Below are 13,774 nucleotides of genomic sequence, written 5' to 3'. Positions count from 1 at the left end.
AGCAGCTAACCCTGTTTACTGATCAACTTTATCAGTAAGGATATCCAATGAGTTTGGCTCATGAAGTAAGAGTGTTGGAATTAGAATCTCAAGTTGAATTGCTTGAGAGATTGCAGCTGCTTACTAATTTTGGTTCTAATTTAGTAACGGTGGCTGGTCAACCTGGCTCCGGTAAATCTTGGTTAGCGCAACGCTACCTTGAAGCGTGGGCGAGTGAACAAAACCAATGTCTTCTCTTGTGTCACCCCAGCCAAGATGACCAACAACGTCGTGCTTTACTTCTTAGTCAAATCGTCTCAGATCCTCTCTTTAACCAGCAAGACTCTTTATCAGATAGCTTAACCCGGTTATTAGATGGGGAATCGTGCGATGTGGTCATTGTGATCGATGATGCTCATCAATTGACAGAAGTCTTGGTATCCGAGCTTTGGATGTTAGTACTCGAAGCTCAAGCAAACCCTCTTTGGAATATTAATATTGTCTTGTTTTCCGAGTTGGGCAATTTAGATGCTTTATTGACTCGCTTAAGTTATGGGCAAGACCACAAGCCTATTGATCTAGAAATCGATACGCTTTCTCAAGTGGAAGCAGAGCAGTTTTTTGAATCTTTGGTTGTTCGTTATGTAGATGATGATTCTGAAAAGAGAGTGCGTTCAGCTTTTAAAAAAACTAAGCCTATCCCCGGCGACCTTATGGCTCTAGGAGAGTTGAAAGTGGAAAAAAGGATTATTATTCGTTCGATCATTGGGTCACCAACCACGATAGCAATATTGGTTACTTTGCTTTTGGTGGTTATTGGAGGAGGGTACTGGTGGATGTTGAATCAACCAACACCAGATGATAAGGCTCAAGCCTTGATTTCCCCAGCAGAACAAACGGCAATTCCAACGTTAGAAGTTGCTAATGATGATTCAGAAGATCTTAAAGTTGAAAGCTCTCAAAACCATTCCAACGGGCAATTACTTGACCCAAGTTATAAAGGGGCAACGGATGATTCATCAGCTTTACCTCCTGTAATTATTGAAGATATGGCTGGAGTTGGTACTGTTTCTCAAGATCAGCAGCGCGTAGTTATTACCTCTGATGTAGTTGATGCTTTGCTAGATGATAAGCCAGAAAGTGTTGATACCAGTACGATAGAAGCTGCGGTTGAAGAGAATACGGTGTCCGTGCTTGTGCCTGAAAATAACGTTCAGCAGCAGGTAACTAATCAAGACAATGTTCAACAGCCTATAAACCCTTCTAGTAGTGATGCTGTCGTTCAAGTTGAAGGTGTTAACGAGCAAGAAACAGCACCGAATAAAACGATTACTTTTTCTTTTGCTAGGGAAGAGCTGAAAGCATTGTCACCGAGAGCTTATACATTACAACTTGGTGCGATGACTTCTTTAGAAGATGTTCAATCATTTATTGAGCAATATAGTATTCAAGAGCAAGCCAGAATTTATCCAACGGTAAGAAATGGAGCTGAGTGGTTCATAATTGTTTACCAAGATTATCCAACCATACAAGTTGCTCGAGATTCAGTAGAAACATTACCTAAAGATCTACAGAATTTAGGTCCTTGGGCTAAGTCACTTAATCAAGTTCACCGAGAAATTGATCGAGTGAAATAATGAGTGGCTCTTTACGCCTATTTACTCGAAAGATAACTAATCAAGTTTCATGTTTTTTTAGTAAATAGGCTGACGATGGGCAGTAAATAATGAAGCTTGGTAAGAAAGAGCTAAGCTCAGCAATAAATATCTGGGCTCAGCAAGAAATAACTGAGCTTAGGTCGAAAATATGTTACATTCCGCAGCCTTATTTTTTGGTTGATAGACAGAGCAGTAAATGAAAAAGCAGCGTGCCTTTCTAAAATGGGCTGGTGGTAAATATGGCCTAGTTGAAGATATCAAACGCCACCTGCCACCTGCTCGTAAGCTAGTTGAGCCCTTTATTGGCGCTGGCTCTGTGTTTCTGAATACAGATTATGACCAGTACTTACTTGCAGACATCAACCCAGATTTAATCAACCTTTACAATCTGTTAAAGACCGATCCTGAAACTTATATAGCGGAATCGAAGCGTTGGTTTTGTGCTGAGAATAACCGTAAAGAAGCGTATTTAGATATACGAGCTCAATTCAATGATACTGATAACGTGATGTATCGTTCTCTTGCCTTCCTTTATATGAATCGTTTCGGTTTTAATGGTCTATGCCGTTATAACAAGAAAGGTGGCTTTAATGTTCCTTTCGGTTCATACAAAAAACCTTATTTCCCTGAAGCTGAATTAGAATTCTTTTCTGAAAAAGCGAAGAAGGCTACATTCGTGTGCGAAGGTTATTCTGAGACTTTTAGTCGAGCTCGCAAAGGGTGTGTTGTTTATTGTGATCCGCCGTATGCACCACTATCGACTACTGCGAATTTCACTTCTTATTCAGGTAATGGTTTTTCTTTAGATGACCAAGCAGCACTAGCTGATATTGCAGAAAAAGCGGCAATGGAACGTGATATACCCGTTTTAATCTCTAACCACGATACAACCCTAACGCGTCGTTTATATCACGGTGCAGATCTGAGTGTGGTTAAAGTTAAACGCACGATAAGCAGTAAAGGTTCAGGGCGGAATAAAGTGAATGAACTACTGGCACTATTCCATGCAGATAAGAATCAGCAGCATTCATCCCTTGTAAGTGAAGAGTAAGCTTCGGCAGATTCAATCATTTAAAGATGTCTAACTAAGCCTTTAAAGGCTAGCCATAACCTATCTTTAAACTGGCAGATTAAAGTGTTTCCATGAACACTTTGATAAACAAATCTATTGAACTGCTAGGATCTGCTTAATCGCTTATGTAGAATTGCCGCCTAGATAGCATTGTCTTCCGTCTTGCCGATAATGCTACTACGAATGCAATTTACTCACTCTTAAGAGGTTAGGTATGAAAGATTTTCTCATCGCTCCATCTATTTTGTCTGCAGATTTTGCTCGTCTTGGTGAAGACGTAGAAAAAGTACTAGCAGCTGGTGCTGACGTGGTGCACTTTGATGTGATGGACAACCACTATGTACCTAACCTAACTTTTGGTGCTCCAATTTGTAAAGCTTTACGCGACTACGGCATCACTGCTCCTATCGATGTTCACCTAATGGTTAAGCCAGTAGACAGTATCGTACCTGAGTTTGCTAAAGCCGGCGCATCAATGATTACCTTCCACGTCGAAGCATCTGAGCATATCGATCGCACCCTACAACTTATCAAAGAACACGGCTGTAAAGCGGGTGTGGTATTGAACCCTGCAACGCCGCTTTCTTGCCTAGATTACATTATGGATAAAGTAGACATGATTCTACTGATGTCTGTAAACCCAGGCTTCGGCGGTCAATCTTTCATTCCCCACACACTAGATAAGCTCCGCGCTGTTCGTAAGCTAATTGATGAGTCTGGTCGTGATATTCGCCTAGAGATTGATGGTGGCGTAAAGGTAGATAACATCCGTGAAATCGCAGAAGCGGGTGCAGACATGTTCGTTGCTGGTTCAGCTATCTTCAACCAACCAGATTACAAAGAAGTTATCGACGAAATGCGTGCAGAGCTTGCAAAAGTAAACGCATAATCGTAGAAATATAGATAGGTTGAATATTAAGGGGCTAATAGCCCCTTTTTTACGTCTTATAGCTCCACTTATGAGACGAATATAATTAATAGGAAAGTAAGATGTCATTAAGCTCAATAAAACTGATCGCCTTTGATTTGGACGGAACTTTATTAGATAGTGTGCCTGATTTAGCGGTTGCCGCTGACCAAGCTTGCCAGGAACTGGATTTTCCTTCAGTGAGCGAAGAACAAGTTCGTGACTATGTGGGTAATGGTGCGGATGTGCTTATCGGACGTTCACTTAGCCGCAGCATTACAGTGAGCTCTGAATTAGATCCTGAACTGCTTAAGAAAGCTCGTATCCTTTTTGATGACTTCTATGAAAAAAGTGGTCATAAGTTGAGTCACTTATATCCATCAGTTAAAGAGACGTTAGCAGAGCTACATAAAGCCGGTTTTACTTTGGCATTGGTGACTAACAAGCCATCTAAATTTGTTCCTGATGTCTTGGCGCAACACGGCATTGATAAATACTTTGTGGATGTATTGGGCGGTGACTCTTTCCCAGAGAAAAAACCAAACCCAGTAGCGTTGAATTGGCTACTTGAAAAGCATGGTGTAAAGCCAGAAGAAATGTTGATGGTGGGTGATTCAAGCAACGATATCAAAGCGGCTCAAAATGCAGGTTGCTACTCGTTTGGTCTGACTTACGGCTACAATCACGGTGAGCCGATTTCAGCATCTAATCCTGATTATGTCGCGGACAACGTCGCGCAATTACTAGATGTGGTTCTAGTTTCAGCATAAAGCGGACAAAAGTTAGCTAACCTACTAGCAAAATACTTATCAATGAGTACACTGGATGAGCCGCATAGAAAGAGCTGTGCGGCTTTTTTATTTAAGTTAAGAAGCTAACAAGCAAAGGAATTATAACCATGAGCAAGCCCATCGTATTGAGTGGTGTTCAACCATCAGGTGAACTAAGTATCGGTAATTACTTGGGTGCTCTACGTCAATGGCAACAGATGCAAGATGATTACGATTGCCAATACTGTGTTGTAGACCTTCACGCGGTTACGGTTCGTCAAGACCCGAAAGCACTGCATGAAGCGACCCTAGACGCACTAGCAATCTGTCTTGCTGTCGGTGTTGATCCAAAGAAGAGCACGCTATTTGTTCAGTCACACGTACCAGAGCATGCTCAACTTGGTTGGCTTCTTAACTGTTACACGCAAATGGGTGAACTGAGCCGTATGACTCAGTTTAAAGATAAATCTGCCCGTTACGCGAGTGATGTAAATGCAGGTCTATTTGGCTACCCAGTACTAATGGCTGCCGATATTCTGCTTTATGGTGCGCATCAAGTGCCAGTCGGTAATGATCAAAAGCAGCACCTAGAGTTAGCTCGTGATATCGCAACTCGTTTTAACAATGTGTATAGCACTCCAGAGCAACCAATCTTCCAAATTCCAGAACCGTACATTCCAACAGTGAATGCACGTGTAATGAGCTTGCAAGATGCGACGAAGAAGATGTCTAAGTCAGATGATAACCGTAAAAACGTTATTACTCTGTTAGAAGAGCCTAAGTCGATTATTAAAAAGATCAATAAAGCGCAAACTGATGCTGAAACACCACCACGTATTGCAAGTGATTGGGAAAATAAAGCGGGCATTTCTAACCTAATGAGCCTGTACTCGGCGGCTACTGGTAAAACGTTTGAAGAGATTGAGGCGCAATATCAAGACGTAGAGATGTATGGTCCATTCAAGAAGGATGTTGGTGCAGCAATCGTAGAAATGCTTGAGCCGATTCAATCTGAGTACAAGCGTATTCGTGAAGATCGTGCTTACATGGATGCGGTAATGAAAGCAGGTGCTGAAAAAGCGTCAGAGCGTGCAGCTGTTACTTTGAAAAAAGCTTATGAAGCCGTAGGTTTCGTTTCTCGCCCTTAGATACTTGATTCTGCTTAAAATAAACCGCCGACTGAGGCGGTTTTTTTATGCGTGAACAAAAAATAAAGTTCCATAAAATTGTTAACGATTATTAAATTCTGAGGGGTTCGTCAAAATAAAACGCATTTGCTTACAATTTAATCGCACTAATAACGTTATCTGTTGAAAAAAAATGGTCACTCATAAAAAAGTAGTTTTACTAGTGATAAGAGTCTCATTTGTAACGTGGATGACTTCTTACTGTTACATAAAAAGGGGATATTACGCAGCATCTACTGGTTTGTATGAGTGGTCGGTGTTGTATTTGCTCTTGTTATTGTATTCGAGTTAGCAATGGATCCTGCGCCAAACTTACCAAGCCGTTAAATAGAATAATGTCTTAGATAAGGATTTTAAAATGACTTCAAAGAATGCTATTGCATTGGCTTTGTCTTCTTTATTTGTAGCGGCTAGCGCGAATGCTGTCACTATTTACGAAGCTGATAATGGTGATTTCGTTAAGCTGTATGGCGAAGTAGGGGTTGGTGGTCACATAGGTGCTAACTATGAATACGGTGAATTTTATGCAGACCAAAACTATGTAGACGACTCTTTCGCAACTATGGGTGTGAAAGGTAAGAACGATAAAATGCATTACCGCCTAGAGCTAGATTACGAGCGTGAGAACTGGGCATACGGCACCGGCGATATGGTTCTGGCGATCGATAAAGTATTTATTGGGTACGACCTCTATAAGAGTGACGGTTATTCTCATTACGTAGAAGCTGGTTTAACGGATACGGCTTTCGATGATTACGATAAATGGGGTGACTTCACGTTCGACACTACAGTTGAAACTGGCGAAGCCGGCGACCAAGACATGACGGTCAAGTATGAAGGTAAATACTTCGGCGTAATCAAAGTAGGTGCCTCTTACACTAACCGAGCTGAATCTTCTTCTGGTTCTGAACTTGGCGATATTGTGAATGGTTATGTTGGTTACTTCGGTGATCGCTTATCTGCTGTTGTTGGCTTAGAAGGTCGTGCAGGCTCTGATGGTGCATCGAAGTACGGTGAGCAACAATTATTAGGTTTCGGTGCTCGTTTTGCAGTCACTGATGATATTCACCTAGGTGTGAATGCTTACATTGAAGATGAAGATATTGCTCAAGATAGAACGCTGGTATCGACAGACCCAATCACAGGTGAAAAAACTTACATTAATAGCAATTACCAAACTTTAGAGAATAAAGGTTACCTAGCATCGGCTAAGTATAAGTTCTCTAAAACATGGGAATTTACTGCGTCATACAACTTTGAAGAGTATGAACAGTGGTCAATTGATAATGCGAGCTCTGATGTAAGTGATCATAAGAGCTGGGGTGATGATCGTACGTGGGGCACTATTGGCGTGAACTACAAGCCAACGCGCTCGAGTGTTATCGCACTTGAGATGAACACAGGTGAAGCGGCGCAAGACGCATACGCATACGCTCGCGTTTACTTCTAATCCAATCAGAGAGAATCTAATAATGAACAAGAAAATAACTCTACTTGCTGGTGCGATTAGTGGTGTACTAAGTGGTGCAGCGCTGGCAGATGTTAATGACGTATTAATTACAGAGTACGTTGAAGGGTCTGCAAACAATAAAGCGGTTGAAATCAGTAACACGGGCACAACTGCTCATACCTTCGATGGTACATTGTCGCTTTACTACTCTTCATACAAGAATCAAATTAAAGATCCAGATGGTAATAATGTATTGCAGGGCATTACGTTAGAACCAGGTAAAAGTATCGTCGTACTTAATGGTGAAGCTGGCGCTGATATTCGTTTATACATCGAACGCCTTGGTGGTGAAGATGCATTGGTTGTGGCGGGAACTTTTGATCAAGTTAGTCATAATGCGATGAACTTTAATGGTGATGATGCCGTTTGGTTAGGCTCGGATTCTTCAGAAGCGAATGTTAAAGATATCTTTGCTACATATGGTCACTCAGGCGATAAGCTATGGGCTGACAAGACAATGCGCCGTAAAGCTGGTAGCTCTCAATCTTCTACTTACAATGAATCAGAGTGGGAAGAGTTTGGAAAAGATGCGTTTGGTGGTCTAGGTCATCCTACGGATGTTAATGATGATCCAGTAGTTGTACCTGTAGAGCAAGTATGTACAGATGCAACAGGTGTTGAGAGCAAGCTTATTGGTGAAGTGCAAGGTGAAGGTAAATTCTCTCCACTGATTCCATCTGGCAGCTATGAATCAACAGACCTGTTTAAAGTAACTGGTATTGTTTCTGCTGTAACAAGCTACCCATCAAAAGGTTTCTACCTATATGACGAAAATGCTGACGGAAAAGAATTAAGTTCTGATGGTATTTTTGTACCTACAGCAACGGCTTCTGACAGCATGGTCGGTCAGAAAGTGTGTGTTGTAGCAAAAGTTAAAGAAAACTATGGTTTGACTCAGCTTGTTGCTGAAGACGATAAGTGGGAAGTACTAGAGGCGACACCCGTTACGGTAACACCAGTAGAAATGAAGCGTATTGCAAGTGATACGACTTTTGAATCTACTCTAGAACGTTATGAAGGTATGTTGGTTAAAACTGTTGCTGATATGGATGCAACAGAAGAAGGCAACCAAGATATGCGCGTATCTCGTAGCTTTAGCTTCGACTACGATGCTTTCCGTAACAACATGGTATTAGCTTACAAGCGCCCAAATGCTCAACCAAACCAAGATCATATTGCTGGTTCAATTGACTCTATGGGTCAAGCTGCTGAAAATGATGATTTCCGTTTGATCCTTGAATCAGATGGTAAAGCACCAAATGGTCAGATCCCTTACTACTCTGATTTTGCTTCAGATCCACAAAATAATTACGTTCGTATTAATGACAGCGTAGTTGGTTTAACGGGTGTTATTGGCTATTCATACGGTGATTTCAACATCACAGTACCTAAAACGTTAGAAAGCTCAAATAACAGTTCTGTTTCTTTTGTTCATAATACAGACCGTACAAATGCGCCTGTGATTAATGAAAGCTACGGTGACGATGGCTTTACTATTAAAGTCGCAACTCAAAACGTATTGAACTACTTTAACTCGCCTTATGGTGGTTCTGATAACTCATTCGGTGATAACCGTGGTGCTGAGTCTCAGTTAGAGTTTGAACGTCAGCAAGCGAAGCTTGTTTCAGCAATCTACGGTCTAGATGCAGATATTCTTGGCTTGATGGAAATTGAGAACAATGGCTTTGGTGACTTCAGCGCTATTACTGAATTACTGACTGCAATTAACAAAAAATATTACGATGAAGATTACGGTGACCGTGGAAACCAAAACTCTATCCACAATCGTTATGTATTTGTAGGTTTTGATAAGAATGGCGATGTTATTCTTGATGACCAAGATACGGTAGGCAGTGATGCTATTACTACTGGTATTATCTACCGTCCTTCAAAAGTATCGGTTATTTCAGGTACTGTAATCCCAATGCCAGAGCAGCATGCTCCAATGATTGTGGATGAAAATGGCGCTGCGATTGTTGATTCTAAAGGTGAGATTCGTGAAAGCGGTGACAACTATCAACGTAATACAGTTGCCGCGACCTTCAATGTATTAAATACCGGTAAACAGCTAACGGTTTCAGTAAACCACTTGAAATCTAAAGGTTCTACTTGTTACGAAGACTGGGTTGGTTGGGAAACATGGAGCAACTTTGACCCTGTAAAAGATGACGTTCGTAATGATGATTACCAAGGTTCTTGTGAGAACTTCCGAGTTGCTGCTGCGTACCAATTAGGTACTGAAATGGCGAAAATCGGTGGGGATCAAGTCGTATTGGGTGATATGAACTCATACGCGAATGAAGACCCAATGTTAATCCTGACAAGTAACCCAACGAACAAAGAGATCTACGCATCTTCATATACTTTCCTTGGGAAGCAGCCATCGGCAGTTAATGGTCAACAAGTTACTCAAACATTTGGTTTCCTAAATGCAGTCGACTTGAAAACTGAAGAAGGCAAAACATCTTGGAGCTATTCGTACAACGATGAAGTAGGTTCTTTGGACCATATGCTTATTACAAGCTCTCTTGAAGACCGTTTAGTTGATGCTGTTGATTGGCACATTAATGCACCTGAGTCTTCGCTGTTTGATTACAACAGCAAGTACAAAGGTGGCGATGAGAATGAAGCAAACCCATTCTACGCTGAAACACCATTCCGCTCTTCTGACCATGATTCTGCAATTGTAAGTCTTGGTTATAAGTACGGTGAAGCTGGCGAGTCGGCTATCACAATTGCAACTAAGAGCGGTCGCGCTGATATTGGTTTCCCAGTTTCAGCTGAAGCAAAAGCAGGTGATATTGCTGAAATCACTATTTCACCACTTCCTGAGAACGTAGCGCTACCAAAAGTAACGTTAAGTTCAGATGGTACTCAAACAGTGATGTTTGATGTTGCAGGTCTTGATGCTGGCTCTTACTCAATCAACATGACGCTAAAACGCGCTGTTGCGAGCCAAGCAACTGCCGCATCAAGCACTATCGACTCAATGGCTATGTCTGTTGAAGTGACTAAGCGTGATTCAAGCAACGTAAAACCTATCTACCCATCATCTGATGGTTCAGGTGGTAGTTTTGGTTTTGGTGCACTTTTATCACTGATTGGTCTTGGCTTCTTACGCCGCCGTCGTAGCTAATTACGCACTCAATAATAAGGCTAGCATTTGCTAGCCTTATTCATATTTATATCAAGTACAGTATTGCCCTTCAGTCTTATGTCAATCATAGAAGGCATTGCTGTACGTCTAAGTTAAGAATACTCAGCACCAAATTTTAATCTTGGTGCAATAAGAGGAATCATAATGAAAAAGAGTTTAATAGCACTTGCGGTAGGGGCTGTTCTTGTTCCAACGGCAAACGCCAATATTATTATTTCTGAAATTACAGAAGGTTCTGGTAGTAATAAAGCTATCGAGGTAGCCAATGTTGGCTCTGCTTCTGTGACACTAGATGGCTATACTGTTGAATTGGCAGCAAATGGGGGAGACTGGGGAAATAAAGAGGCACTAGATGGTGTAACTTTAGCCTCTGGAGAAACCTATGTAATAGTCAACGCAAGTGCCGATGCAGAGTTAAAAGGTAAAGGCAATGTCGAATCGACGGTTACTTACTTCAACGGAAATGATGCTGTTGCGGTCAAGCAAGGCGATACAATTATTGATATTGTGGGTGCTGGCGATGGCGAAAACTTCAATAAAGATGTCACATTACGTCGTACAGATCTAACTCCAAGCGAGTCATATGATGCATCTAAATTTGAAGTAGTCGATAAAGATGATTGGAGCGATTTCGGTAACGTTGAGTTAGGTGCTCCGGCTGAAAGCATTCTGATCACTGAAGTTGTTGAGGGTTCAGGCAGTAATAAAGCTATCGAGATAGCGAATGTGGGTTCTACAGCTGTAACACTGGATGGCTACAGCTTGATGATGGAATCAAATGGTAGCGGTGACTGGGGAAATGAGTTTGATCTAGCTGGAGTCACGCTTCAAGCTGGAGAGACTTATGTGGTTGCTAACTCTAGCGCTGTAGCGGACTTGTTAGCAAAATCGGATGGTACAGGAAGCATCACTTATTTTAACGGTGATGACTCTATTGCCTTATTTAAAGATGGTTCTATTGTCGATATTTTGGGTTACGTGAATGATACGGATTACAATAAAAACGTAACTTTGAAGCGTACTACGATGACGGCGAGTACAGCTTATGACCCTGCTAAATTTGAAACGTTAGGTCAAGATGATTGGACCGATATTGGTAATGTTGACCTAGGTGGTGGCAACCCAGATCCAGACCCTGACCCAGAACCTGATCCCGACCCAGAGCCAACACCAGATACATTGATCAGTGAGCTTCAGGGTAATTCTTGGGCTTCTCCATATACCGACCCTGCAAACGGACAATTTATCTCAAATGAAGCGTTCACTGTCGTCGGTGTGATCACTGCAATTCAAAGCGAAGCTCTAGATGGTGATGTTGCAGTTGGTTTCTATATGCAAGATGAAACACCTGACAGTGATCCAAAAACATCGGACGGCATCTTTGTTGTGGGTGATGTTTCAGGTTTAGCTCTGGGCGATAAAGTCAAAGTCACTGGTCCTGTAGAAGAGAACTTTGGCTGGACACAAATTCCTGCTACAGCGATTGAAACGGTTGGAACGGGTACTGTTACCGCAACTGAATTATCTATCGCATCGAGTGATCCTGAATTTGACTTCACCCTTGAACGTCACGAAGGCATGCTAGTTAAGCTTACCTCCGCTTCTGATATGAAAGTGTCGCGTAACTACAGTTTTGATGAAGGGCCACAGCGATTCAACATGGTTCTAAGCCAAGGTGAAGTTAATGTTCACCCGAACCAATCTTTCTTCCCTGGTACGCAAGAAGCTAAACAAGCCGCTGATTGTAATGATGATAATCGCTTAGTGGTTGAATCATTTACAAAAGATACGGTTGGGGCACCTGCTTGGTACCCTGATTTTGGTCAAACCGATGTAGACCAAAATGGCACAACTGAGGACTTTATCCGCGTTGGCGATCTTGCAAGTAGCGTTCAAGGTGTCGTGGGTTACTCTTACTCAGATTATCGTTTCTATGTAACCGAAAATGTTACTAAGGATAGTTTCGCCGCTGATAACAGTAAGCGTAAAGCTGAACCTGTTCTTGATAATGGCGATATTCGTATTGCCACTTTCAACGCTAACCAGTACATCAATAGTTTAGAAGGCAGCGGTGAAACCAATCAATATTTAGAAGCGGATGCTCACCCGGGAGCTCAAAGTTCAACGGAATTTGATCATCAAACGCTTAAACTTGTTTCTGCTTTGAAGTCATTAAATGCTGACATTGTTGGTTTGATGGAAGTTGAAAACAATGGCTTTGAAGAAAGTTCTGCGATTGCTTATCTAGTTACACAACTAAACGCTGAATTAGATGAGATTGATCAGTACCACATTGCAAGTAGTGAAGGGCTAACTCACGTAGGTACGCTGGCGACAAGTAACTACGTTATTTTCCGTGCGAATAAGGTTGGTCTTGATTCATTGCAAGTCATCCCAATGCCTTCTCAAAAAAATGCTGATGATACGATGACAGCACAACATGACGCTGTTGTTCCTGTGTTCTCATTTAAAGACCGTGAAGAGAAATTGGTGGTTGCGCTCAACCACTTTGCATCAAAAAAACAAACGTGTTCAGAAGATAGTGCTGAAATTGATAGCCAAGGTGCGTGTGGAAGTTTACGCGTCTCTGCTGCTGATTATTTAGGTCAACAGTTAGCAAACCTTGAGGGTGAGAAGGTTATTCTAGGTAGCTTGAATGCTTACAATAACGAAGATGCGATTACTGTATTAACAGACCGTACTGATGCTCCAGAAGACTACGAAATCAAAACCGCAGCAAATACTTTTATCGGTGATACACCTTTACACGGTGCCGATGGTTCAGTAGTGACTGAAAGCTATGGTTATGAAAATGTTTTAGAAATCGTTGCACCGAATAGCTACAACGTAGTTAAAGGGGATGAAAGCGGAAGCTTAGATTACATTTTAACCTCAGCTGGTTTGAAAACGAAAGTTATCGGAGCAACTCAGTGGAACATAAACGCTGGTGAGTCTGAAGTGTTTGGTGCAGGCCATGAAACAGGACAAAAGTATACTGATGTGTACCGTTCAGCGGCACATGATCCTGTTGTTCTTTCCATTGATTTTGATGGCAAGCCACTAGAGCCAGTTGACCCTATCTATCCTGGTAACCCGGATCAACCGATTGTGCCTGGTACACCAATTGAGCTTCCATCTGAGCCATTGAATGAACCTCGATTCGAAGCACCGACGGACGGTGGTTTTGATTACTTCGTTGATCTGACTCAATATGCTGATTCTGCTTACCTTAAAGTAGGTGATGAAGTATCAGTAAGCTTCAGCAATGCAACTCAAGCATTTGTGGCGACTTCTTCTAATGTGCAGAAAGACGTTCTTGATCAGTTTGAAATTGCCTTCGGTTGGACTGAAGTACCAATTACAGGAGTTGGAGCAGGTGAATACACAGTAACCACGAGTGTTGCAGGCAGTGTACTTGAGACAAAAACCGTTCAAGTTGCGAAAAGTAGCAGCGATAGCGACGGTGGTTCATTTGGCTTAGGTGGCTTATTAAGCCTATTAGGTCTTGGCTTCTTACGTCGTAAGTTCAAATAA

At 41.9% G+C, this 13,774-nt stretch carries 8 protein-coding genes; all 8 read left to right on the top strand.

Translation table 11 applies throughout. The features are described 5' to 3' along the window. The first annotated feature begins 47 nt into the window (after window positions 1–47). Window positions 48–1,616: an AAA family ATPase gene (locus OCU78_RS13135; protein WP_137375097.1), complete on the top strand. Its 1,569-nt coding sequence runs from the start codon at window positions 48–50 to the stop codon at window positions 1,614–1,616. Window positions 1,617–1,833: 217 nt separating this feature from the next. Next, window positions 1,834–2,688, top strand: coding sequence for a Dam family site-specific DNA-(adenine-N6)-methyltransferase (locus OCU78_RS13130; protein ID WP_137375098.1), 855 nt, complete (start codon window positions 1,834–1,836; stop codon window positions 2,686–2,688). A gap of 235 nt (window positions 2,689–2,923) precedes the next feature. Next, on the top strand, window positions 2,924–3,598 hold the full coding sequence (gene rpe / locus OCU78_RS13125; protein WP_017068835.1) for a ribulose-phosphate 3-epimerase: 675 nt from the start codon (window positions 2,924–2,926) through the stop codon (window positions 3,596–3,598). A 101-nt stretch (window positions 3,599–3,699) separates the two neighbouring features. Further along, on the top strand, window positions 3,700–4,386 hold the full coding sequence (locus tag OCU78_RS13120; protein WP_137375099.1) for a phosphoglycolate phosphatase: 687 nt from the start codon (window positions 3,700–3,702) through the stop codon (window positions 4,384–4,386). A 128-nt stretch (window positions 4,387–4,514) separates the two neighbouring features. Continuing rightward, on the top strand, window positions 4,515–5,534 hold the full coding sequence (trpS, locus tag OCU78_RS13115; RefSeq protein ID WP_137375100.1) for a tryptophan--tRNA ligase: 1,020 nt from the start codon (window positions 4,515–4,517) through the stop codon (window positions 5,532–5,534). A gap of 397 nt (window positions 5,535–5,931) precedes the next feature. Beyond that, window positions 5,932–7,023: a porin gene (locus OCU78_RS13110; RefSeq protein WP_137375101.1), complete on the top strand. Its 1,092-nt coding sequence runs from the start codon at window positions 5,932–5,934 to the stop codon at window positions 7,021–7,023. 22 nt (window positions 7,024–7,045) lie between these two features. Continuing rightward, entirely contained in the window at window positions 7,046–10,219 is a 3,174-nt protein-coding gene (locus OCU78_RS13105; protein ID WP_137375102.1) for an ExeM/NucH family extracellular endonuclease, read from the top strand. A gap of 165 nt (window positions 10,220–10,384) precedes the next feature. Further along, window positions 10,385–13,774: an ExeM/NucH family extracellular endonuclease gene (locus OCU78_RS13100; RefSeq protein WP_137375103.1), complete on the top strand. Its 3,390-nt coding sequence runs from the start codon at window positions 10,385–10,387 to the stop codon at window positions 13,772–13,774.

Source organism: Vibrio gallaecicus (assembly GCF_024347495.1).
GTDB classification, from domain to species: Bacteria; Pseudomonadota; Gammaproteobacteria; order Enterobacterales; family Vibrionaceae; genus Vibrio; species Vibrio gallaecicus.
Note: the sequence above shows the minus strand (reverse complement) of the source record. Positions and strands in the feature narration are given on the sequence as shown.

Excerpts from the sequence above, each read along its gene's own strand:
- OCU78_RS13130 (WP_137375098.1), top strand. The coding sequence starts at position 1,834 with ATGAAAAAGCAGCGTGCCTTTCTAAAATGGGCTGGTGGTAAATATGGC.
- OCU78_RS13120 (WP_137375099.1), top strand. The coding sequence starts at position 3,700 with ATGTCATTAAGCTCAATAAAACTGATCGCCTTTGATTTGGACGGAACT.
- trpS (WP_137375100.1), top strand. The coding sequence starts at position 4,515 with ATGAGCAAGCCCATCGTATTGAGTGGTGTTCAACCATCAGGTGAACTA.
- OCU78_RS13110 (WP_137375101.1), top strand. The coding sequence starts at position 5,932 with ATGACTTCAAAGAATGCTATTGCATTGGCTTTGTCTTCTTTATTTGTA.
- OCU78_RS13100 (WP_137375103.1), top strand. The coding sequence starts at position 10,385 with ATGAAAAAGAGTTTAATAGCACTTGCGGTAGGGGCTGTTCTTGTTCCA.
- OCU78_RS13135 (WP_137375097.1), top strand. The coding sequence starts at position 48 with ATGAGTTTGGCTCATGAAGTAAGAGTGTTGGAATTAGAATCTCAAGTT.
- rpe (WP_017068835.1), top strand. The coding sequence starts at position 2,924 with ATGAAAGATTTTCTCATCGCTCCATCTATTTTGTCTGCAGATTTTGCT.
- OCU78_RS13105 (WP_137375102.1), top strand. The coding sequence starts at position 7,046 with ATGAACAAGAAAATAACTCTACTTGCTGGTGCGATTAGTGGTGTACTA.